Annotated in this window: 20 protein-coding genes and 3 tRNA genes; 19 read left to right on the plus strand and 4 right to left on the minus strand. The window is 39.6% G+C overall.

From position 1 onward, the window contains the following. Nucleotides 1-295 precede the first annotated feature (295 nt). The 12 genes from FH971_RS06780 (at nucleotide 296) to glnS (ending at nucleotide 13,337) form a co-directional block, all read left to right on the plus strand. Nucleotides 296-1,078, plus strand: a complete 783-nt coding sequence (locus FH971_RS06780; protein WP_140233796.1) for a DUF3450 domain-containing protein — start codon at nucleotides 296-298, stop codon at nucleotides 1,076-1,078. Continuing rightward, on the plus strand, nucleotides 1,078-2,433 hold the full coding sequence (locus tag FH971_RS06785; protein WP_140233797.1) for a MotA/TolQ/ExbB proton channel family protein: 1,356 nt from the start codon (nucleotides 1,078-1,080) through the stop codon (nucleotides 2,431-2,433). Before FH971_RS06780 ends, FH971_RS06785 begins: the two co-directional genes overlap by 1 nt. After that, nucleotides 2,433-2,960 carry a MotA/TolQ/ExbB proton channel family protein gene (locus FH971_RS06790; protein ID WP_137221618.1) on the plus strand — a complete coding sequence of 176 codons (528 nt, stop codon included), beginning with the start codon at nucleotides 2,433-2,435 and terminating at the stop codon, nucleotides 2,958-2,960. The genes FH971_RS06785 and FH971_RS06790 overlap by 1 nt, the downstream gene beginning before the upstream one ends. Nucleotides 2,961-2,973: 13 nt before the next feature. After that, nucleotides 2,974-3,378, plus strand: a complete 405-nt coding sequence (locus FH971_RS06795) for an ExbD/TolR family protein (protein WP_137221616.1) — start codon at nucleotides 2,974-2,976, stop codon at nucleotides 3,376-3,378. 1 nt (nucleotide 3,379) lies between these two features. After that, on the plus strand, nucleotides 3,380-4,000 hold the full coding sequence (locus tag FH971_RS06800; RefSeq protein ID WP_140233798.1) for an energy transducer TonB: 621 nt from the start codon (nucleotides 3,380-3,382) through the stop codon (nucleotides 3,998-4,000). Continuing rightward, nucleotides 4,000-5,247: a tetratricopeptide repeat protein gene (locus FH971_RS06805; RefSeq protein WP_140233799.1), complete on the plus strand. Its 1,248-nt coding sequence runs from the start codon at nucleotides 4,000-4,002 to the stop codon at nucleotides 5,245-5,247. The genes FH971_RS06800 and FH971_RS06805 overlap by 1 nt, the downstream gene beginning before the upstream one ends. Before the next feature lie 630 nt (nucleotides 5,248-5,877). Next, nucleotides 5,878-7,707: a DUF885 domain-containing protein gene (locus FH971_RS06810; protein WP_140233800.1), complete on the plus strand. Its 1,830-nt coding sequence runs from the start codon at nucleotides 5,878-5,880 to the stop codon at nucleotides 7,705-7,707. Nucleotides 7,708-7,799: 92 nt separating this feature from the next. Beyond that, nucleotides 7,800-8,078, plus strand: a complete 279-nt coding sequence (locus FH971_RS06815; RefSeq protein ID WP_137221607.1) for a peptidylprolyl isomerase — start codon at nucleotides 7,800-7,802, stop codon at nucleotides 8,076-8,078. A gap of 70 nt (nucleotides 8,079-8,148) precedes the next feature. Next, nucleotides 8,149-8,685, plus strand: coding sequence for a GNAT family N-acetyltransferase (locus FH971_RS06820; protein ID WP_140233801.1), 537 nt, complete (start codon nucleotides 8,149-8,151; stop codon nucleotides 8,683-8,685). A gap of 208 nt (nucleotides 8,686-8,893) precedes the next feature. Next, nucleotides 8,894-9,133: a FeoA family protein gene (locus FH971_RS06825; protein WP_137221603.1), complete on the plus strand. Its 240-nt coding sequence runs from the start codon at nucleotides 8,894-8,896 to the stop codon at nucleotides 9,131-9,133. Then, a complete protein-coding gene (feoB, locus tag FH971_RS06830; protein WP_140233802.1) occupies nucleotides 9,126-11,438 on the plus strand; it encodes a Fe(2+) transporter permease subunit FeoB in 2,313 nt (770 codons plus the stop codon). The genes FH971_RS06825 and feoB overlap by 8 nt, the downstream gene beginning before the upstream one ends. A 228-nt stretch (nucleotides 11,439-11,666) precedes the next feature. Next, nucleotides 11,667-13,337: a glutamine--tRNA ligase gene (gene glnS, locus FH971_RS06835; protein ID WP_140233803.1), complete on the plus strand. Its 1,671-nt coding sequence runs from the start codon at nucleotides 11,667-11,669 to the stop codon at nucleotides 13,335-13,337. Between the two features lie 95 nt (nucleotides 13,338-13,432). Here the strand turns inward: glnS and FH971_RS06840 are convergent, their stop codons facing one another. Continuing rightward, nucleotides 13,433-14,029 carry a Yip1 family protein gene (locus tag FH971_RS06840; RefSeq protein WP_137221597.1) on the minus strand — a complete coding sequence of 199 codons (597 nt, stop codon included), beginning with the start codon at nucleotides 14,027-14,029 and terminating at the stop codon, nucleotides 13,433-13,435. Nucleotides 14,030-14,392: 363 nt separating this feature from the next. Between FH971_RS06840 and miaE the strand changes: the two genes are divergently transcribed. After that, nucleotides 14,393-15,160, plus strand: coding sequence for a tRNA isopentenyl-2-thiomethyl-A-37 hydroxylase MiaE (miaE, locus tag FH971_RS06845; RefSeq protein ID WP_137221595.1), 768 nt, complete (start codon nucleotides 14,393-14,395; stop codon nucleotides 15,158-15,160). A 57-nt stretch (nucleotides 15,161-15,217) separates the two neighbouring features. On the opposite strand, the gene FH971_RS06850 is transcribed toward miaE, so the two are convergent. Beyond that, nucleotides 15,218-15,952: a UDP-2,3-diacylglucosamine diphosphatase gene (locus FH971_RS06850; RefSeq protein ID WP_140233804.1), complete on the minus strand. Its 735-nt coding sequence runs from the start codon at nucleotides 15,950-15,952 to the stop codon at nucleotides 15,218-15,220. A gap of 2 nt (nucleotides 15,953-15,954) precedes the next feature. Next, on the minus strand, nucleotides 15,955-16,449 hold the full coding sequence (locus FH971_RS06855) for a peptidylprolyl isomerase (protein WP_140233805.1): 495 nt from the start codon (nucleotides 16,447-16,449) through the stop codon (nucleotides 15,955-15,957). A gap of 142 nt (nucleotides 16,450-16,591) precedes the next feature. Here FH971_RS06855 and cysS point away from each other — a divergent pair, with 142 nt between their 5' ends. Next, on the plus strand, nucleotides 16,592-17,974 hold the full coding sequence (gene cysS / locus FH971_RS06860) for a cysteine--tRNA ligase (protein ID WP_137221589.1): 1,383 nt from the start codon (nucleotides 16,592-16,594) through the stop codon (nucleotides 17,972-17,974). A gap of 100 nt (nucleotides 17,975-18,074) precedes the next feature. Here the strand turns inward: cysS and folD are convergent, their stop codons facing one another. After that, nucleotides 18,075-18,929, minus strand: coding sequence for a bifunctional methylenetetrahydrofolate dehydrogenase/methenyltetrahydrofolate cyclohydrolase FolD (gene folD / locus FH971_RS06865; protein ID WP_140233806.1), 855 nt, complete (start codon nucleotides 18,927-18,929; stop codon nucleotides 18,075-18,077). A gap of 291 nt (nucleotides 18,930-19,220) precedes the next feature. Between folD and FH971_RS06870 the strand changes: the two genes are divergently transcribed. The 5 genes from FH971_RS06870 (at nucleotide 19,221) to clpP (ending at nucleotide 21,944) form a co-directional block, all read left to right on the plus strand. Next, nucleotides 19,221-19,297: transfer RNA gene (locus tag FH971_RS06870), tRNA-Pro, on the plus strand. A gap of 86 nt (nucleotides 19,298-19,383) precedes the next feature. Next, nucleotides 19,384-19,460: transfer RNA gene (locus tag FH971_RS06875), tRNA-Arg, on the plus strand. 8 nt (nucleotides 19,461-19,468) lie between these two features. After that, nucleotides 19,469-19,544: transfer RNA gene (locus FH971_RS06880), tRNA-His, on the plus strand. Nucleotides 19,545-19,937: 393 nt separating this feature from the next. Next, nucleotides 19,938-21,242, plus strand: a complete 1,305-nt coding sequence (gene tig, locus FH971_RS06885; RefSeq protein ID WP_137221585.1) for a trigger factor — start codon at nucleotides 19,938-19,940, stop codon at nucleotides 21,240-21,242. Nucleotides 21,243-21,332: 90 nt separating this feature from the next. After that, the gene (clpP, locus tag FH971_RS06890) at nucleotides 21,333-21,944 is read left to right on the plus strand and encodes an ATP-dependent Clp endopeptidase proteolytic subunit ClpP (protein ID WP_137221583.1); all 612 of its coding nucleotides are present in this window, start codon (nucleotides 21,333-21,335) and stop codon (nucleotides 21,942-21,944) included. Nucleotides 21,945-22,061 lie beyond the last annotated feature (117 nt).

Raw genomic sequence — 22,061 nt, forward strand, 5'->3', positions numbered from 1 at the left:
CATTAAATTACGACACATTTATGTCGAAGACGTTTAATTATTAACCTTTCGTCAACATTGACGACTCTAACTGCTCTTTCCACAAGTTTTTAAACTTTTCAAATGTTGACACAGGTCAACATTTTGTGAAATGATGCCAACGGGTCTGCGCCTTAATCAGCGTAGAAAAGGGAAGAAAAACTAACAATCACAAGAAAAAGACGTACTTAGTGAAATGGTATTGATTAACAAATTTAGATCATGACTGTTTTATCTTAGTTGAACTTTTTAATTCACTTCAAATTGGTTGGGAACTATGTCCAAGGTAAGCAATAGAACAAAAATCGCTACTGCACTTGTTGGCGCTCTGGCTTTAGCTGGTAGCAACTTCGTTGTTGCAGATCCTCTAGCTGACGTACAAAAAGCTGATAGCAGCCTAAATGCTGCTTCTGCTGCGTCGCAAAAGAAAGTCGACAAATATTTTGACCAAGCACAAGACATGCTTTTTGAGTATGGCAGCGTTGCTGATGAGCGTGAATCATTGAAGTCATACAATGATTACGTTGCAGGCTTGGTAGCTGATCAACAAAATTCACTTGATTTAATTCAAACAGATATCAATGGTGTAGATAAACTTCGCCAAGGTGTTGTGCCATTAATGTTTAAAATGGTGGATGCCTTAGAACAGTTTGTAAATTTAGATTTACCTTTTAATTCGGAAGTTCGTCATAACCGAGTTAACAATTTAAAAGATATTCTTAACACTGCAGAAGTTACATTGGCAGAAAAATATCGTCTTATCTTGGATGCATATAGCATCGAGCGTGAGTATGGTAACTTCGTTGCTGTTCATACAGGTAAACTAGATCTAGATGGTAAAGAAGTGCTCGTTGATTTCTTTAACCTAGGTAGAGTGGCACTTTATGCACAAAGCTTAGACCAGAAAATTGCATGGATGTACGATGCCGATGCGAAGTCTTGGAATAAGTTAGACGATAGCTACCTTCGTGACATTACTAAAGGTATCCGCATTGCTCGTAAGCAAGGCGCACTAGACCTATTCGCATTACCAATTCCTGCTGCGGAGACTGCACAATAATGAAGAAGTTAATTACAACAGTGCTATTGGCTGCAACTTTCTCTTTAACAGCTGGTATGGTTTCTGCTGCAGATGCACCAAAAACTATCAGTCAACTGTTACAGCAAGTTAAAGCCGATCGAGCAAGCGAAGGCAAAACTAACGCTAAGCGCGAAAGAGAGTTTCAAGCTGAACGTGGTGACAAAGCGGCATTGCTTAAACGTGAAAAAAATGCTCTCGCTGCTGAAAAGCAACGTGGAAAAGATTTAAACCAAGCATTCTTAGACAACGAGCGTAAAATCGCTCAGTTAGAAGAAGATTTAAAAACAGCTCAAGGTGACTTGGGTGAAATGTTTGGTGTTGTTAAAGGTGAAGCCGGTGATTTTTCTGGTAAATTAGCAGCGTCTAACATTAGTGCTCAGTACCCAGGTCGCGATGCTTTTATTGCTGAACTAGGTGCTCGTAAATCACTGCCTAAAATTGAAGAGTTAGAGCAGTTTTGGGAAGCTCAGTTATTTGAAATGGTTCAATCAGGGAAAGTTGTTAAGTTCAATGGTGCGGTAACGGCTATTGATGGCAACGTTATAGACACCCCGATTTATCGTGTTGGACCATTCAACTTAACTGCTCAAGGCAAATATGTTGTTTACAAGCCAGAACTTAACTTAATCCAGCAGTTATCACAACAACCTGAAGGTTACCAAGTTAGTGCCGTTGCTGATTGGGAAAAAACCACGTCTGGTGTTGCTCCTTTCTATATTGATCCGGCTCGTGGCGTGTTATTAAACATCTTCACTAACAAAGCTAGCTTAGAAGATCGTATCGAAGCGGGTGGTCCAATTGGTTATATCATTATTGGTCTATTAATATTAGGTGCCATAATCGCTCTTGAGCGTTTAGTCACTCTGACTATTATTAGCGGTAAAGTTAACCGTCAACGTAAAAATATCGATAATCCTGGTAACAATGCTTTAGGTCGTATCCTAAAAGTTTATCAGTCAAACAAAGATGTTGATGTTGAAACGCTTGAGTTGAAACTTGATGAAGCTATCTTAAAAGAAACGCCGGCTTTAGAAGCTCGTATTTCAATCATTAAAGTTATTGCTGCTATTGCTCCTATGATGGGTCTACTAGGTACAGTTACTGGTATGATTGCAACCTTCCAATCAATTCAGTTATTCGGTACTGGTGACCCTAAATTGATGGCTGGTGGTATTTCTATGGCACTTATTACAACTGTGCAGGGTCTTGTTGCTGCGTTGCCTCTAATGTTGTTACACGCAATCGTTGTTGCTCGTAGTAAATCAATTGTTCAAGTTCTTGAAGAGCAAAGTGCTGGTATTATTGCAGAACATGCTGAGAAGAGGGCTGACTAATGATGCTAATCCTGATGGACGTATGGGATTCCGTCAGGGGCTTCATGGCCTCCGGAGGCGATGTCCTCTGGTTGGTTGCAGCTGTGCTATTCCTAATGTGGGTATTAATGCTTGAACGTTACTGGTATCTAAATTGGATATCACCAAAGCAACATCAAGCCGTGATCGCCTCGTGGGAAGCAAGAGAAGAAACAACTTCTTGGCACGCTCACCGTATCCGTGAAGCTTGGGTATCCCAAGCGAAGCAAGATTTGAATGCACGTATGCTGTTAATCAAAACCCTAGTGGCAATTTGTCCAATGATTGGTCTATTAGGGACTGTAACCGGTATGATTTCAGTATTCGATGTGATGGCAGTTCAGGGGACGAGTAATGCTCGTTTAATGGCCGCTGGTATCTCTATGGCCACAATGCCGACAATGGCAGGAATGGTTGCAGCGCTATCGGGTGTTTTCTTTAGCACTCGTTTAGACTCAAAAATGAGAATCAGTTTACAAAAGCTAAAAGACAGCATGCCTCACCACTAGAGAGAGATTGAACATGGCACGTAAGAAGCATTCCACTATGGAAGAGGAAGCGCAAATTGATATGACCCCGATGCTAGACATCGTGTTTATCATGCTGATCTTCTTCATTGTAACAACATCATTTGTTAAGCCTTCAGGCTTAGACTACAACAAGCCTAAAGCGTCACAGGCTACGTCTAAACCTTCGGCAAACATCTTTATTGGTGTCAGTAAAACTGGCGTCATTATGATGGAAAACCGTCAGGTTGATATCGAACGTGTAACGGCTAACGTAGAACGTATGCTAGCGGAAGCACCAGAAGCAGCAGTACTTATTCAAGCAGACAAAGACGCTTTACATGGTGTCGTTGTTAAGGTTCTTGATAATGTAAAAGCTGCCGGTATTGACAAAATTTCAATATCAGCGGGGAATGAGTAATATGCTAAGAGCACTCGTATCAATTATCATTGGTGCCGCAGTGACTTTCGGGCTGTTTGCTTTCATGGCTTTCCTAGTCGGCGGCGGTGCACAACGCAACGATGAGTCAGCGGACACACCTGTTATTGAAATTACGATGGATAAACAGGATTCGAAGGCACAGAAAAAACCAAGGGTTACTCCTGAGCCACCTCCACCACCGGAGCAGCCACCTAAGCCGGATACTACTCCGCCTGATTCATCATCTAATATTGACACTAATATGTCGTTCAATATGGGTGGTATCCAAGCGGGCGGACCAAGTACTGGTTTTAAACTCGGTAACATGATGACTCGTGACGGTGATGCGACTCCTATTGTTCGTATTGAGCCTCAGTATCCAATTGCTGCTGCACGTGATGGTAAAGAAGGTTACGTTCAACTGTCTTTTACTATTAACGAACTTGGCGGTGTGGAAGACGTTACTGTCATCAAGGCTGAACCTCGACGAGTATTCGATCGTGAAGCTGTTCGCGCTTTGAAAAAGTGGAAGTACAAACCAAAGATTGTTGATGGCAAACCATTAAAACAACCTGGTATGACAGTTCAATTGGACTTCACATTAGAGAAAGGAGGTAGATAATGCGTATAGTTACTAGTATCGCTACAGCGTTATTACTTTCAGTCTGTGGAAGTGCATTATTGTCTAGCACTGTAGTTGCTGCCGAGAAGTGTGAAATTGATAAACGTCAATCTCGTGCTGTTGGCGCAAGCGCTGCAAAAAAAGTTCAAAAATCTTTTGAAGCATATACTGAAGGTAACTTAGACGAAGCAATTTCAATTTTGCTTGAGGCTAATGCTAACAACGATTTCGACAAAGCGTATGTCGACCGTATGTTAGGTAACTTTTATGCTGAAAAAGGTCAGATGAAAACAGCGATAAAGTATTTAAAGACTGCTGTTGATGCTGATATTCTTGGTGGTACAGATCATGCTGCAACAATGCGTTTGTATGCAGATTTATTACTACAAGAGAAACAATTTAAAGAAGCAATTCCATATTATTATAAGTGGATGGAGTTTACCTGTAAGTCTGATGCACAAATGTATCGTCGAATAGGTATTGCCTACACTGAGTTAAAAGAATGGAATAAAGTACTTCAAGTAGCAGATAAAGGTTTATCTTTATCTGACACACCTGATAAAGGTTTATATCAGATGAAGTTAACCGCTTACTTTAACCAGAAAAAGTACAAAGAAGCCGTTAAAGTGTTAGAAACGATGGTACCTTTGTTCCAAGATGACAAACGTCTCTGGGTTCAGTTAGCTCAGTTTTACTTAATGACTGAAGACTATGATAAATCACTAGCGACATATGATTTAGCATATAAAAATGGCTTTTTAGAGACAGACAGTAACATTACTCGTTTGGCTCAATTGTTAGCACAAAAAGGCTCGCCTTATAAAGCTGCTACCATTTTTGAAAAGCATATAAAGTCAGGTCTAATTGCTGAAAACGCGAAAAGTTTAAAAACTCTAGCTGGTTTTTATCATAATGCTAAAGAGCTAAAAGAAGCTGCTTACTACTATGGTAAAGCTGCCGCAATTAGCAATGAGGGTGATTTGTATTTAAAACAAGGTCGTATTCTTGCTTTAGATCAAAAATACAATGACGCTATACCAGTGCTTAAAAAGGCACTTGATGCGGGTATTGATAATCCTGGTGAAGCTCAGTTTGAGCTAGCTTTAGCATACTTAAGCCTTAAAAAGTACAAGTCTGCTTATAAGCGAGCATTACTTGCCGCTAATGATAAGAAGACAGAACGAAGTGCTAAGAGCTATATTTCTTATATTAAAGATAAAGCTCGGATGCATAACGTAACGCTTTAGTTGTCATCTCGATTAAAAAAAGCCCCTTTATGGGGCTTTTTTATTAGCTTATAAAACCATTTAATCATTTATGTTAACTGACGTGTTGCATTTATATTGCTGTATCGGTTCAAAAGGTTGCAGTTTTTAGAGCATTTTGGGGTGAACTGAGCAAGTTTAATTGTTAGTTTATGTGTATTTACTGAAGTTTTGTTTCATGTAAAGCAAGGCATGGATACAATGAATAAATTGTCTGGTGTTGCCCATCATAAAGAATGAGCATCAATATTTTAACATTGATTGATAATCTGCATTAAGGCAAGCATGCGTGTCTAGTCTATAAAACTGAAAGCGCTTCTTCATGCATTTTAAATTAATAATGATAGCCAATGTATCACTAGGTGCAGGATGATCAAAAAGGTTCAATTGCCGCGTGACATCAACTTGACATTTTGAGCATGAATTTGTAATCAATACAGTGTTAATTTTATATTCATGTGTATTGTGTTTGGCTTATATCAATAACAATGACTAAAAGTTTAATTATCACTTAGCTTTAATGATAACCATAACAAACTAACATATTACTGCTAACTATATGACTTTAGGTCTAATATTGCCCTAGTTAATGTGTATTAAGGAATCATAAAAATGAATAAAACATTATTGGCGCTTAGTGTGTCCTTACTATTGGCCGCTCAAGGTTGTTCAGATGGCTCAACAGTTTCTCCTGCTTCAGAATCTGCCTCAAAGTCTAGCGCTGCAGTGATGACTCAATCTGCTTCAGAGCAGTATTTAGCGATGGCAGATAATTTTTTTAATGATCAATTAAAGCTTGAACCTATTTATGCCACTTTTGTGGGTGTTAATGATTATAACGACCAATTTGGTGGCGCATTAACAGAAGAATATTTAAAGGCCCGTCATGACTTAAATAGTCAATATTTTAGTCAAGCTAAATCCATCGATGCAGATAAGCTACCAGCTTCGCTTAAGCTCAGTTACGACATGTTTATTTATGATCGTAATATGGAGCTCATCGGTGAAACTTATCCAGAGCATTTTTTACCTATCAATCAGTTTTATAGCACAGTGTTTACTATGGTGCAGTTAGGCAGTGGTGAGAGTGCTCAACCATTTAAAACCGTCAAGGATTACCAAAATTGGCTGTCTCGATTACACGGATTTATTAATTGGACTAAGTTAGCTCAGCAACGTATGGATGAAGGTATTGCCAGTAAAGTTGTATTACCTAGAGTGCTTGTCGAACGGATAATTCCTCAGCTAGATGCCCAACTTGTTAAAGATGCCAAGGACAGCTTTTTTTATTCGCCGATAAATTTACTGCCTGAGGATTTTACGACTGAGCAAAAACAGCAATTAACTAATGAGTATACTCAGCTGATTGAAAATGAGTTATTACCCGCATTAACTCAATTGCGTGACTATGTAAAAAACGATTATTTGCCAAATTCTCGTGCCTCAGATGGTTGGTGGGGGTTACCGAATGGTAAAGATTGGTATCAACACTTAGCAAATAGCCATACAACAACAACCTTGTCAGTGGATGAAATTCATCAAATTGGTTTATCAGAAGTGGCCCGCATTCTATCTGAAATGGATAAGGTAAGGGAACAGGTTGGTTTTAAAGGCGATCTTACAGAATTTTTCGCATCTTTGTCTTCAGAACCACAATACTTTTTTACTGATAAACAAGATCTTATTGATGGTTATATGACTATTAAAGCGCATATCCATCAGGTGTTACCTAAGTATTTTAATGTAATGCCTAAAGCTGATTACATTGTTAAACCAGTAGAAAGTTTCCGTGAAAAATCTGCTGCCGGTGCATCTTACGAATCACCAGCTGTGGACGGATCTCGTCCTGGTATTTTTTATATCAATACGTATAATTTAAAAGCTCAGCCCAAATGGGGTATGACAACGCTTTCGTTACACGAAGCTTCACCTGGTCATCACTTTCAGATTTCGATAAAACAAGAGTTAACTGATATTCCACAATTCCAACGCTTCCAAGGTTATACCGCATTTGAAGAAGGCTGGGCGTTGTACGCAGAATATTTAGGTATTGAAATGGGTTTATTTAGCGATCCATACCAATATTTTGGTAAATTATCAGATGAGATGTTACGAGCAATGCGATTAGTTGTTGATACAGGACTTCATGCAAAAGGATGGAGCCGTGAGCAAGCTATTCAATACATGATGGATAATTCGCCGATGGCAGAATCCGATATCATTGCTGAAGTTGAACGTTACATGGCTATTCCTGGTCAAGCATTGTCATATAAAGTCGGTCAATTGACTATTTTAAGACTACGTGCTGATGCTGAAAAAACGCTCGGTGATAAATTTGACCTTAAAGGTTTTCATGATCAATTATTAACATCAGGCTCGTTGCCTATGGCTGTGATGGAAAACAAAATTGCAGATTGGATTAAAGCAGAATCCACAAAATAAACATGACACAAATGTGATGACTTTATTGTGTCATCATATTGTCATTATGTTAATGTTACCTTTTTAATACAGTATATTTTTGGAGCCATATTATGGTACAAGCAACCGCTAGACACCTATTAGTTAGTACTCAAGAACAATGCGAATCTCTCAAGCAACAGATTGAATCTGGTGCTGATTTTGCTGATATCGCGAAGGCAAATTCTTCTTGTCCATCAGGCGCACAAGGTGGTGATTTAGGTTCTTTTGGACCCGGTATGATGGTCAAAGAGTTCGACGAAGTTGTCTTTAGTGCCCCGTTAAATGTTGTTCAAGGACCTGTTAAAACTCAATTTGGTTTTCATTTACTTGAAGTCACTAGTCGCAGCTAGTCTCAATTGATTATGTAATAATTAATGGCAGCTTAAGCTGCCATTTTTTTAATAAGTAAATGGATAATATATGGACATAAATCTTTATAGTGATCGTTTGAAATTACGAAATTTACAGAGTAATGATTGGAGTGATTTTTTACGCTTACATTTTGATGAAAGTATCAATCAATATATACGAAACATTGAATCTGAATCGGATATAATATCTAAGTTTGAACAACGTAAAGCTGAGTGGTTATTTGAAACCGGAGACTGGTTATCGCTGATCATCGAACGAATCGACACTAATGAGTTTGTCGGACTGATTGGTTTTAGATGCGATGATGGAGAATTGAGAAGAGCTGAAGTTGGTTATCTCATAGCTCCAGAACAACAAGGTTTAGGGTTTGCAACGGAAAGCCTACGAACGGTAACCGATTGGGGCGCGTTACAATTTAAGATGCATAAATATATTGGACTTTGTGCTCAACAAAATACCGCTTCACGTAGGGTTCTTGAAAAGATTGGTTTTGTACTAGAAGGAACATTAAGACAAAATAGCTGTATTGATGGCATATGGTTAGACGATTGTTACATGGGGTTATTGACTGCTCAAAGAGAATAACAATTATTTACTTTTTACTTCATACCTCTATTTCTTCTTCAAATAAATCTCCTTTCTGCTGTATTCTAGCGTGCTTTTGTCACATAATACGTAATACAAGTGAAAACTATTCTCGTTAACAAGTAAAACTTTGATCTAGATTGGAGTTTAACTTATTTAGTTCGGATAAAATTTTTGACGTTATCAATGTTGTTGAAGGTAGTGTTACATGAAGCTGAGTGAACTTAAGCCAGGCGATCAAGCGATTATCTCTGAAATCGGTCAATTAACGTTACCGCAAACTGTTAAGCGTAAATTATTATCTATGGGCATAACGCCTAACACCCATTTTAATTTTATACGCAGAGCCCCAATGGGGTCTGGTGTTGAATTAAATTTGCGTGGCAGTAAATTATGTATGCGTTGTGATTTAGCAGATATTATTGAGGTAGATCTAAAAAATGACTAAACAATTTCACTGTGTCACCGTGGGTAATCCCAATGCAGGTAAATCGACTCTTTTTAATGCTCTTACTGGTGCAAGCCAACAGGTTGGTAATTGGTCGGGTGTTACCGTAGAAAAGAAAACCGGTAAAATTAGCTATTCTGATGCAGATATTTTTCTTACCGATTTGCCAGGGATTTATGATTTGTTACCCGCAGGCAATAGCTGTGACTGTTCATTAGACGAACAAATTGCCCAAGCTTATCTTTCGGAACAACAAGTGGATGCCATCATCAATTTGGTTGATGCCACTAACGTTGAGCGTCATCTATATTTAACCACGCAATTACGTGAGTTAGGTATTCCTATGATTGTTGTCATTAACAAAATTGATGCAGCCAAAAAGTTGGGGATAGTTATTAATGCTGATGACATGTCTAAACGTTTAGGTTGTCCTGTCGTTGCTATTTGTTCACGTAAACAAGCTGATGTCGAAAAACTACAGGCTGAAATATTTTCATTATTGAAAAAAGATGACACAACGCCATCGTTAATGTTGCAGTATCATGCTGATATTGAAACAAGTATAACGGCACTACAAATGCAAAATCAAACCCAAGGTCTTGCTGAGTTAAGCCGTGGACAGGCGCTTGCTATATTAGCTAACAGCCATGGTAAAGGTTGCGGTACCAGTGAAGTACAATTACATGAAACGGTAAAACAGTGTACTCAACGAGTTGAGCAGGCTGGTGAAGATATTGATATTATGATTGCCACTACCCGTTACGATTTTGTGCAACAGGTGTTCGAAGCTTCAGTCAATCAAGGTAAGCATGTTAGTGCCTCCGATAGACTCGACAAAGTGGTTTTAAATCCTATTTTGGGTATCCCGATTTTTTTGTTTGTCATGTATCTAATGTTTTTATTCAGTATTAACGTTGGTAACTCCTTTATCGATTTCTTTGATATTACAGCAGGTGCTATTTTTGTTGACCATTTTGGTGCCTTGTTGACTTCAATGGGATCACCTGATTGGTTGGTGACAATTTTAGCTGGCGGTGTCGGTCAAGGTATTCAGACTGTTGCAACGTTTATTCCTGTTGTTGCTGCATTATTTCTAGCGCTATCAGTACTCGAAGCATCTGGTTACATGGCTCGTGCGGCGTTTGTTGTTGACGGTTTAATGCGTCGTATCGGTTTACCTGGCAAAGCCTTTGTGCCAATGATTGTGGGTTTTGGTTGTTCGGTGCCTGCCATAATGGCAACGAGAACGTTAGGCAGTGAACGGGAGCGTATCGTTACCGGTATGATGGCACCGTTTATGTCATGTAGTGCTCGCTTGCCTGTTTATGCATTATTTGCTGCAGCATTTTTCCCGCATTCAGGTCAAAACTTAGTCTTTTTACTTTATATTATTGGTATTTTAGCCGCGATTGGCACTGGGTTATTATTACGAAATACCGTATTGCCGGGTTCAAGTAGTGCCGTTGTAATGGAGTTACCTAGTTACGAAATGCCTAAAACTAAAGCGGTGTTTTCTCGTACAACTAAGCGAACTAAAAGCTTTGTTAAGGGAGCGGGTAAAACCATCATCATTGTAGTGACACTGCTTAATTTCATTAATGCTATCGGTACGGATGGCTCTTTCGGGCATGAAGACAGTAAAGAATCATTACTTAGTGTTGCTAGCCAGCAAATCACACCAATTTTTAGCCCAATGGGCATTGAGCAAGATAATTGGGCTGCGACTGTGGGTATTATTACCGGCATTTTTGCTAAAGAAGCAGTGGTTGGAACATTAAATAGTTTATATACCACTGTAGAGGCTGATGACGAAGAACTCGTGTCTATTTGGGATAGCGTCAAAATAGGCTTAGCGACAATTCCGGCCAATTTACTCGGCATTGAGCCTGGTGATCCTTTATCAATTGCGATAGCAGGTATTACTGACTTAGATGAAGCCGCGATGGAGTTGTCTGTTGACTCTTCTACATTTAGTGCGCTGCAAACAGGGTTTAAAAGTCAGATAGCTGCATTTTCATACTTGCTGTTTATTTTACTTTATACACCTTGTGTGGCCGCTATGGGTGCCTTAGTACATGAATTTGGTGCTAAATGGGCACGCTTTGCAGCTATTTGGACTTTCTCATTGGCTTATGGCTCTGCGACTGTGGTGTATCAAGGTGCGACTTTTACTCAGCATCCTGTGCAGTCAGCCAGTTGGATTGGTTTCTTTATTGTAGCCTTGATGATGTTTTATATGTGGTTAAATAAAAAAGGCCGCAAAGCGCAACAAATTATTCCAGGAATACGAATCATCACCGAATAACGTGCAACGATTTGTTTCATATTAATAAAAAACCCAGCTTGCTGGGTTTTTTATTAATATGAGTAAATACATCATAGAAATAGCGTGCTTCGGTCGTTGTTATTTTTGCTCGAATGGGTGTTTTTGTTTATCAGGTTAATTTTTTCGACGCTAGCAGTTGTAACTACTTAAGATCTGTAGGATCATCAGTCTTTATTCATATTGCCATTGTGCGCCAAGAGGAATTCCATGAGTCATGTGGACACCGAAGTACGTCCAAGTAACTTCATTCGTAATATTATAGACGAAGACCTAAAAAGCGGTAAGCATAACGAAGTTCATACTCGTTTCCCGCCAGAACCTAATGGTTTTTTACACATAGGACACGCTAAGTCTATTTGTTTAAATTTTGGTATTGCAAAAGATTACCAAGGTCAATGTAACTTACGTTTTGATGATACTAACCCTGAAAAAGAAGACATTAACTATGTGAAGTCAATTCAGGAAGATGTGCGTTGGTTAGGTTTTGAATGGTCTGGCGATATCCGTTATTCATCCAATTATTTTGACCAATTACATCAGTATGCTGTTGAGTTAATCACTAAAGGTCTTGCTTATGTTTGTTTCCTAAACGGGGAACAAACCAGAGAATATCGTGGCACCTTGAAAGAGCCAGGAAAAGACAGTCCTTACCGTGACACCAGTGTTGAAGACAACCTCGCATTATTTGAAAAAATGCGTAAAGGCGAATTCAAAGAAGGTGAATGTGCTCTGCGTGCTAAAATTGATATGGCATCTTCTTTTATGTGCATGCGGGATCCGGTTATTTATCGTATCCGATTTGCACATCATCATCAAACAGGTGATAAGTGGTGCATTTACCCAATGTATGACTTTACTCATTGTATTTCTGATGCCATAGAGCATATTACTCATTCGATTTGTACTCTAGAGTTTCAAGATAACCGTCGTCTCTATGATTGGGTTTTAGATCATTTAGACGACTTTCATACTCCAGATCGTCCGCATCAGTATGAGTTTTCGCGTTTAAATTTAGAATATACTTTGATGTCTAAGCGTAAACTCAATGACCTAGTGGTGCGCAAACTTGTATCTGGTTGGGACGACCCTCGTATGCCAACGATTGCTGGTTTACGTCGTCGTGGTTATACGGCTGCATCAATCCGTGAGTTCTGCCTGCGTATTGGGGTCACTAAGCAAGAAAACTTAGTCGAAGTCGGTATGTTAGATGCTTGTATTCGCGAAGAGTTAAACGAACATGCTCCTCGTGCAATGGCTGTTTTAAGACCGATTAAAGTCGTTATTGAAAACTATCCCAACACACAACCTGAAACTATTTCTGCGCCAGCCCATCCAAACAATGAGGCTATGGGGACTCGAGAGTTATTTTTTGGTCGTGAACTTTTTATTGATATAGAAGACTTTAAAGAAGAGGCAAATAAGCACTTTAAACGTCTTGTATTAGGTAAAGAAGTCCGCTTACGCAATGCATATATTGTTAAAGCGGAACGTTGTGACAAAGATTCATACGGTAATGTCACCACGGTTTATTGTACCTATGATGCAGATACGCTAGGCAAAAATCCTGCTGATGGTCGTAAAGTCAAAGGCGTTATTCATTGGGTTGACTCAGCAACAGCAAAGCCTGCAGAGTTTCGTTTGTATGACAGACTTTTCACTAGTGAAAACCCAGCAGCTTTTGAAACCGTTGATGAAGTGCTCAATCCGAACTCGCTTACAGTAGTTAATGGATTCGTTGAACCTAGTATGGTTAATGCTCCGGCAGAAAAAGCCTACCAGTTTGAACGCGAAGGTTATTATTGTGCAGACAGTAAAGATTCTAGCGCTGAACATTTGGTATTTAACTTAACGGTTCCGTTAAGAGATACTTTCGCTTAATCACTTATTTTAATAATAAAAAAGGCGCTTAATGCGCCTTTTTTGTATTATTTTTTCAATAATCAATAATCAATAATCAATAATCAACCAATTCATTATTGCATCATCGGCCCAAAGCCAATACTCCATAAAATAATACTACTTCCCATCAACGCGACTAATAATACCAGACCTGCTGTAACAACTGAGCTTGAATAAATAAAGCCCTTTTCTTCAGGAATATTCATAATGATAGGAACACCTGCATATAACAGATAAACCGAATAGGATAAGCCAACTAATCCGACGATCATGATGAACCATAATACTGGATAGAGTGCTGCAAGACCGACCATAAATAAGGGCGTTGCAGTATAGGACGCTAATTCGAGAGCTTGAGTGTAGGTTGGATCTGCATCAAATGTTTTGCCCATCCAAAAGGCCAAATAAGCCAGTGCCAGAACGCCAATTATTAAGCCAAAATACATTCCTATGGACATAAATAATGCGCTTTGAGATGTGAGAAACAGTGATTCTCCTACGCCAGGATGCCAACCAATATGAGCGGTTGCAAAATAAGAGCAAATTGCAGGAATAAGTGCAATAAGTAACACATGACTTAAGCTACTTTTTAGTGCTTCATGGTTTTTTTCAATTGTTTTCCACTCTTGTTTCGGATGAGTGTAAAGCCCCATTAAGTGATTCAGTACCATTATAGTTATCCTTGTTTAGCATTTCTGACCTAGCTCGCCAAACAACGACGAACTGACTACAGCTTTGTACCAATCGCCTTAATCAGTCCACATCAACTTATCAACAGGGTTATGGTGTTGGCAAATACACTGAGGTAGTTCCTCATTGCTAACATCTATGTTGTTAAGTTATGACTCTATCCCAATTTAGAATCATCATTTAAGGTGATCGATAGCACCTGTTACAAAATCGTTAAATTTAGATGCTTGGCTTATTTATTGAACATAAATAGACATTCGTCAAGTTGTATTATGTTTTTAACTTCAGAAAAGAAGACTCTGTAGGTAAGATAGTCCAAGAATTTTGAGAGGATTATTTATTTGATGCAGCAATTACTCGTTCCTATTTATGATTTCCTAGGTTGTGAAACCCCTAATAGTTGGGTTGAGCAGGCAAAGCAGTCTGAGCAACTTAACGCATTACTCATTGATCACTGCAACTGCGAGCTAAAAGCTGCGCAAACAGCTATTTTTATGATCCGTAAATATGCGATTGATAAAACGAGCGCAAACTTATTAAAAGATTGGGCAAAGCCTTACGAAGATTTTGTTTATCAGCAAGATCGTAATGTGGCAGCATTTTTGGCCCGTGATATTAAAAAAAATGATATTACCAACGAATTAGTCGTCAGTAATAATTTAGTCATAAGTACTGATTTAATGAATAAGATGGTGCGACTGGTCAAAGAAGAGTTTCATCATTTTGAACAAGTGCTGCAAATCATGACATCACGTGGTATTGACTACAGTAATATTCGTGCCGGCCGTTATGCCAAGCAATTAATGACTCATGTACGAACTCACGAACCTGCTACCATTATTGATAAATTGATTATAGGAGCATTTATTGAAGCTCGATCATGCGAACGGTTTGCCAAGATCGCACCGCACTTAGATGATGAACTCGCTAAATTTTACATTTCATTACTTCGCTCAGAGGCACGGCATTATCAAGATTATTTAACCCTTGCTCAGAATGTTGCGGGCACCGATATAAGTGAGCGAATTGATTATTTTCGTGAAAAGGAAAGGGAATTGATTTTGTCCGTAGATGGCGAATTTCGTTTCCATAGCGGTGTACCAGCAGTATAGCTCGGTGAGTTAACCTCCGAACTTATACTTTGCTTATGACGTATAGCTAGACATGGTTTAATGGGTGCAGTTTGTTTCTAGGAAGGGCAGTTGTAAAAGCTCACAACCGTTTTCGCTAACGTTTAATACGCTACCTTGTGTATACCAATCACCCACGACTACTCGCTGTTGTTGATGGCTTAATTGATGAATGGCAGGCCGGTGAGTATGGCCATGGATCATTTGCTGACAGTCAGTACTGGCTAAAAGTTCGGTTACCGCACTAGGTTCAACATCCATAATCTCATAGTGTTTTTGTTGATTGCCTTGGACACTTTTTTGACGAATTTTTGCGGCAATGTTTAAGCGGGTCTTTTTGGGTAAGTGGGAGTAAACCCAACGTACAAGTCCTAAACTTCTAAAGCGCCTGAATCGCTGATAAGCAAGGTCAAGGGTGCAAAGGCTATCACCATGCAAAATCACGGTATTAACACCGTACAAGTCGATACAATACACCTCTGGTAGCACTTGCATACCTGCTTGTAGGCAAAATTGTTTGCCGACCATAAAATCACGGTTACCATGAATAAAGTAAACGGGCATGGTGTTGGAGACTATTTTAATGGCCTCTGAGATAGCAATGCTAAAGGGTTCGGCAATATCATCACCCATCCATACTTCGAATAGGTCGCCGATGATATAAAGCGCCTCAGCATCGTCTAAACCATGGCTTAGAAAATGCACAAAGGCTTGAGTGATATCGGGGCGATCAGCACTTAAATGTAAATCGCCCACAAAGACAGTTCTTTTCACTATTACGCTTTAACGCTAACGCTTTCGATCACAATAGCCTCTAATGGCACATCTTGATGCATACCATTATTACCGGTTGCAACATTTTTGATTTTTTCAATAATGTCTAAACCTTCAACGACTTCACCAAATACACAGTAACCCCAGCCTTGAGATGTTTCAGATTTAAAATCAAGGAAGGTATTGTCATTAACATTAACAAAGAATTGTGCTGTAGCTGAATGTGGATCTGATGTGCGCGCCATGGCAACAGTGCCTTTACGGTTCGATAAACCATTGTTAGCTTCATTCTTGATTGATGTTTTTACACTTTTTTGGCTCATATCTTTAGTGAAACCACCACCTTGGATCATAAAACCGTCAATGACACGGTGAAAAATAGTACCGTCAAAAAAACCATCTTCTACATATTGCATAAAGTTAGCCGCCGTAATAGGTGCTTTTTCTTCATTTAGTTGCAAAGTAATATCGCCCAAATTGGTGTGTAAAGTAATCATGTTGTCTCACTTAAAAAGATAATTTGTGCGATTCTAACTTATCTTAAGTGCCGCTTAAAGTGCGGTGTTCAAAACAGGTGGCATCATGCTAGAATCTGGATTAATATTTCCCGTTATAAATTAGTGTAAAAGAGACCAATCGATGTTAAAGATTTACAATAGTATGAGTCGTGAGAAACAAGAATTTATACCAATAAATCCAGGTAAAATCGGAATGTACGTCTGCGGCGTGACCATTTACGATTTATGTCATATTGGTCACGGGCGTACCTTTGTTTCGTTTGACATGATAGTGCGCTATTTACGCTACATAGGTTATGAGGTTAATTTTCAGCGAAACATTACCGATGTTGATGATAAAATTATCAAACGTGCTGCTGAAAATAATGAATCTTGCGAGTCTCTCACTGAACGTTTAATTGGCGAAATGCACCAAGATTTTGATGCCTTAAATATGAAACGACCTGATTTCGAGCCTAGAGCTACGTTACATATGGAAGAGATTATCGATATGGTTCAGCGTTTACTTGAGCGCGACCATGCTTATGTTGCCAGCAATGGTGATGTATTATTCAGTGTTGCATCATTTCCTGAATATGGGCAGTTATCAGGCCAAAATCTTGATCAACTTCAAGCTGGTGCTCGAGTAGAAATAGACAATGCTAAACATAATCCAATGGATTTTGTGCTTTGGAAAATGTCTAAACCGGGTGAACCAACTTGGGAATCACCTTGGGGCCCGGGGCGTCCAGGGTGGCATATAGAATGTTCAGCCATGAACGGTAAGCACCTTGGGGTACATTTTGATATCCATGGTGGCGGCTCTGATTTGCAGTTTCCACATCATGAAAATGAAATTGCTCAGTCTTGTTGTGCTCATGATACCCCGTATGTGAATTATTGGATTCACACCGGAATGGTAATGGTTGATCGTGAAAAAATGTCTAAATCATTAGATAACTTTTTTACCATTCGTGATGTGCTTAAACATTATGATCCTGAAACCGTACGTTACTTCTTATTATCCGGTCATTATCGTAGCCAGTTAAATTATTCTGAAGATAATTTAAAACAAGCTCGTGCTGCTTTAGAGCGTTTATATACAGCGCTTAAAGATTTAGATTTAAGTGTAAAAGCAGCGCCTGCTGAAGCCTATGTTGCCAAGTTCAAATCAGCAATGGATGATGATTTTAATACACCAGAAGCCTATTCGGTGTTATTTGAGATGGTTCGTGAAATTAATCGCCTTAAACTAACCGATATGGCAGCGGCATCGGCATTAGGTGCCAGCTTGAAGCAATTAGCTGATGTGCTCGGCCTTATTAGCCAAACTCCAGAGGCTTTCTTTAAGGGAGAGGGTAGTGACGATGAAGTGGCAGAAATTGAAGCACTTATCGTTGAACGTAACCGTGCCCGTACTGAAAAAGATTGGCCTGCTGCTGATGTCGCTCGCGATCGCTTAAACGAGTTAGGCGTTGTGTTAGAAGATGGCGGCCCTAGCGGTACAACATGGCGTAAAAAGTAATCTAATTCGCTCATTAACTAAAAAAGCCTGCAATTGCAGGCTTTTTTGTTATTAATCAACATGATTTACGTATCTGAGATTTAGCTAGCTGTGATTTAAGTTAACTATGATATTGCTCGCAAGCGTACAGGGTGTTTTCTAACAAGCTTGCAATGGTCATCGGGCCAACGCCACCAGGTACAGGAGTAATAAAGGCCGCCTTTTCTGCGGCAACGTTAAATTCAATATCACCCACTAAACTGCCATTGTCTAAGCGATTGATACCAACATCAATAACAATTGCGCCTGGCTTTATCCACTCACCAGGAATAAAGCCTGGTTTACCTACCGCGACGACTAATAAATCAGCTTGACGCACTTTTTGTTCTAAGTTTTTAGTAAAGCGGTGACAGGTCGTTGTTGTACAACCTGCTAATAATAATTCTAGCGTCATTGGACGACCGACAATATTTGATGCGCCAACTACCGTCGCATCTAAGCCATATGTATCAATACCAGTTGATTTTATTAACGTCATAATGCCCATAGGCGTACAAGCGCGAAGTACAGGAATACGTTGGGCTAAACGGCCGACATTATATGGATGAAAGCCATCAACGTCTTTATCCGGACGTATACGCTCAATAACTTTTGAATCATCAATATGTTCAGGCAGAGGCAGTTGAACTAAAATCCCATCAATGCTTGGATTATCATTACACTTGTCAATTAGAGCTAACAGTTCTGCTTCAGTTGCGCTGGCGTCAAGATCAAAAGATTCAGACTCAAAACCGACTTCCTCACAAGCTTTACGCTTACTGCCAACATAAACTTGAGATGCGGCATCGCTGCCCACTAAAATAACGGCAAGACCTGGCGCACGAAATCCTGCTTGTCTTCGTAATGCTACTTTTTGCTTAAGTGTAGTGCGGATAGATTGTGCAATGGCTTTACCGTCAATAATTTGAGCAGTCATGGCTGTAGAGTTTCCTTTGAGTGACGCGGGTGTTGAAGTCAATTAACGAACGGTGCTTATTCTAACAGGCGTATTGAAGAGTGTCATTTGCTAGACGAGGAAAATACAGTGAATAAACTATTCTCGCTATGATGCTAATCATCGTTTTTGCTGCTAAATTCGGCATATAGCATTAAGGTTTAAAAAAATCGTTGACGGTAGCAAGGTGACTCGTTAATATGCGCTCCGTTCTCGAGACAACCTTGTTATTGTGTAAAGATAATAAATAACTCGAATACGAAGCAATATTTTCGGTGATTAGCGCAGCCCGGTAGCGCATCTCGTTTGGGACGAGAGGGTCAGAGGTTCGAATCCTCTATCACCGACCAAATTAAATATTATTTGCTATAGTAGTGAATAATAGAACAAGTAAGATTGTTCAGCCAGACAGGATACGGCTTCAAGCTGTAACCATGCGCCCGTAGCTCAGTTGGATAGAGCACCCGCCTTCTAAGCGGGTGGTCGCAGGTTCGAATCCTGCCGGGTGCACCATTTCAGTGGTGATTGTAGCTCAGTTGGTAGAGTCCCGGATTGTGATTCCGGTTGTCGTGGGTTCGAGCCCCATCAGTCACCCCATTTTTCTGATTAAATCAAATTATCTCATACACACCCTCTAAGGGCTTTGCTGCTGCTTTTAAGTCACGACAATTCTTTTGCTATTAAGCATCTCAAGCGTAAATAAAAATTTCATTTCGCACATTAAACGTGCAAACACACCTTAATTGTGCATAAGTCGGCTTGTTTATCACGTAAATCGTCCTTTTCAGGCTCGACTCTGTTAAAAACGGTAGCTATAATGTCGCGTCTTGATAAATATCCAAAATGAGCTACCTGTACCAACAGTGTTTTCAGTATGAATAATATTGCTGTGTTGAGTGCCCTAGCTAAAAACATGGTCAAGAAACGAATATCTAATGGTTGAGTTGTCGACTATTACAAAGAACGTTAGACATATTTCGAGGTAAAACAATGCAAGTTTCTGTTGAAACAACTCAAGGCCTAGAACGTCGCCTAACCATTTCTGTACCTGCTGAGCAAATTGAGAAATTGGTTAAAGACAATGTATTACGCGAAGCTAAGCGTGCTCGTCTTCCTGGTTTCCGTCCAGGTAAAGTACCTATTACTGAAATAAACAAACGTTATGGTAAAGCCATTCGTCAAGACATCACTGGTGAAGTGATGCAACGTAACTTTATTGAAGCAATTGTGGCTGAAAAGTTAAACCCAGCTGGCGCACCAGTATTTACTCCGGGTAGTACAGATGGTGACAACTTCGAATTCGTTGCTACTTTTGAAATTTACCCAGAAGTTGTATTAACTGGTTTAGACAGCATTACCGTTGAACAGCCAAAAGCTGACGTAAATGACGCTGATGTTGACGTTATGATTGAAACGTTACGTAAGCAGCATGCTACTTATGCCGTTGTTGAGCGTGAAGCTGCCGATGGCGATAAAGTGAAAATGAACTTTATTGGTTCTATCGACGGCGAAGAATTTGAAGGCGGAAAAGCTGACGATTTCGAACTTCAATTAGGTAGCAACCGTATGATCCCTGGTTTTGAAACGGGTATTGTAGGGCATAAAACAGGTGACGAATTCGAAATCGAAGTGTCTTTCCCTGAAGATTACCATGCTGAAAACTTGAAAGGTAAAGCGGCTAAGTTTGTTATTACTTTGACTGAAGTTCAAGCGGCTAGCTTACCTGAAGTCAATGACGAGTTTGCTTCTTTGTTTGGTATTGCTGAAGGTGGCTTAGATGCACTTAAAGCTGAAATCCGCAAGAATATGACTCGTGAATTAGAACAAGCGCTAAAAGCGAATGTGAAAGAGCAGGTTATTACTGGTTTACTTGCTGCGAACGAAATTGCTATTCCTAAAGCGCTTGCAGATGGTGAAGTGAATGTACTTCGTCAACAAGCAATGCAGCGTTTTGGTGGTCAAACTGAAAATATGCCAGAACTTCCGGCTGAACTTTTCACTGAACAAGCTGAGCGTCGTGTTAAAATCGGTTTGCTATTAGGCGAAGTGATTAAGATTAACGAATTAAAAGCTGAAGATGATCGTGTTAATGCACTGATCGAATCTATGGCTTCAGCGTATGAAGATCCATCTGAAGTTGTTTCATACTACAACTCAAATAAAGAACTCATGCAAAACATGCGCAATGTAGCGCTTGAAGAGCAAGCTGTTGAAGCATTGTTAAAATCTGCAAAAGTAACCGTTAAAGACGTCGCTTTTGAAGAATTTATGAACAAGGCTACAGGACAAGCGTAAGCTAAGCTTGACTTAACAAGGCGTTCGCCATTTATAATGGCTCGTATGAGGTTCCTCATGCGGGCCATTTTTATTTTAGGGAAATGAATAATGCATAAAGCACCAGAATCAGTACTCAATGCTCTTGTACCTATGGTTGTTGAACAAACAGCGAAAGGTGAACGTTCATATGATATTTACTCACGTCTATTAAAAGAGCGAGTTATCTTTTTAGTTGGCCAAGTAGAAGAACACATGGCGAACCTTATTGTCGCTCAATTATTATTCCTTGAGTCAGAAAGCCCTGACAAAGATATTTATTTATACATTAACTCACCTGGTGGTTCAGTGACTGCGGGTATGGCTATTTATGACACCATGCAGTTCATTAAGCCAAATGTGAGTACGGTATGTATGGGCCAAGCAGCAAGTATGGGCGCATTCTTACTAGCCGGTGGTGCTAAAGGTAAGCGTCATTGTTTACCTAACTCACGTGTGATGATCCATCAGCCATTAGGTGGTTTCCAAGGCCAAGCATCAGACATTGCTATTCATGCACAGGAAATTCTAGGCATTAAGAATAAATTAAACGAAATGTTAGCCGAGCATACTGGTCAACCGCTAGATATTATTGAACGTGATACCGATCGTGATAACTTCATGAGTGCTACTCAAGCTGTTGAATATGGTATTGTTGATTCATTACTAACGAGTCGCGGTTAAACTGGTTGCTGATTTTCTAGATACTTTCAGGTATTCTGTATTTAAAGACGTTCCGTCATCAATGTGGTTATGATAAGTATCTACAAGCAGAGCTTAGGTTTAGCCTAAGTTGTAAAC

The organism is Shewanella polaris, from assembly GCF_006385555.1.
GTDB classification, from domain to species: Bacteria; Pseudomonadota; Gammaproteobacteria; order Enterobacterales; family Shewanellaceae; genus Shewanella; species Shewanella polaris.

Bases quoted from the DNA above. Each gene is read 5' to 3' on its own strand.
- FH971_RS06780 (WP_140233796.1), top strand. From the start codon at position 296: ATGTCCAAGGTAAGCAATAGAACAAAAATCGCTACTGCACTTGTTGGC.
- FH971_RS06785 (WP_140233797.1), top strand. From the start codon at position 1,078: ATGAAGAAGTTAATTACAACAGTGCTATTGGCTGCAACTTTCTCTTTA.
- FH971_RS06790 (WP_137221618.1), top strand. From the start codon at position 2,433: ATGATGCTAATCCTGATGGACGTATGGGATTCCGTCAGGGGCTTCATG.
- FH971_RS06795 (WP_137221616.1), top strand. From the start codon at position 2,974: ATGGCACGTAAGAAGCATTCCACTATGGAAGAGGAAGCGCAAATTGAT.
- FH971_RS06800 (WP_140233798.1), top strand. From the start codon at position 3,380: ATGCTAAGAGCACTCGTATCAATTATCATTGGTGCCGCAGTGACTTTC.
- FH971_RS06805 (WP_140233799.1), top strand. From the start codon at position 4,000: ATGCGTATAGTTACTAGTATCGCTACAGCGTTATTACTTTCAGTCTGT.
- FH971_RS06810 (WP_140233800.1), top strand. From the start codon at position 5,878: ATGAATAAAACATTATTGGCGCTTAGTGTGTCCTTACTATTGGCCGCT.
- FH971_RS06815 (WP_137221607.1), top strand. From the start codon at position 7,800: ATGGTACAAGCAACCGCTAGACACCTATTAGTTAGTACTCAAGAACAA.
- FH971_RS06820 (WP_140233801.1), top strand. From the start codon at position 8,149: ATGGACATAAATCTTTATAGTGATCGTTTGAAATTACGAAATTTACAG.
- FH971_RS06825 (WP_137221603.1), top strand. From the start codon at position 8,894: ATGAAGCTGAGTGAACTTAAGCCAGGCGATCAAGCGATTATCTCTGAA.
- feoB (WP_140233802.1), top strand. From the start codon at position 9,126: ATGACTAAACAATTTCACTGTGTCACCGTGGGTAATCCCAATGCAGGT.
- glnS (WP_140233803.1), top strand. From the start codon at position 11,667: ATGAGTCATGTGGACACCGAAGTACGTCCAAGTAACTTCATTCGTAAT.
- FH971_RS06840 (WP_137221597.1), bottom strand. From the start codon at position 14,029: ATGGTACTGAATCACTTAATGGGGCTTTACACTCATCCGAAACAAGAG.
- miaE (WP_137221595.1), top strand. From the start codon at position 14,393: ATGCAGCAATTACTCGTTCCTATTTATGATTTCCTAGGTTGTGAAACC.
- FH971_RS06855 (WP_140233805.1), bottom strand. From the start codon at position 16,449: ATGATTACTTTACACACCAATTTGGGCGATATTACTTTGCAACTAAAT.
- cysS (WP_137221589.1), top strand. From the start codon at position 16,592: ATGTTAAAGATTTACAATAGTATGAGTCGTGAGAAACAAGAATTTATA.
- folD (WP_140233806.1), bottom strand. From the start codon at position 18,929: ATGACTGCTCAAATTATTGACGGTAAAGCCATTGCACAATCTATCCGC.
- tig (WP_137221585.1), top strand. From the start codon at position 19,938: ATGCAAGTTTCTGTTGAAACAACTCAAGGCCTAGAACGTCGCCTAACC.
- clpP (WP_137221583.1), top strand. From the start codon at position 21,333: ATGCATAAAGCACCAGAATCAGTACTCAATGCTCTTGTACCTATGGTT.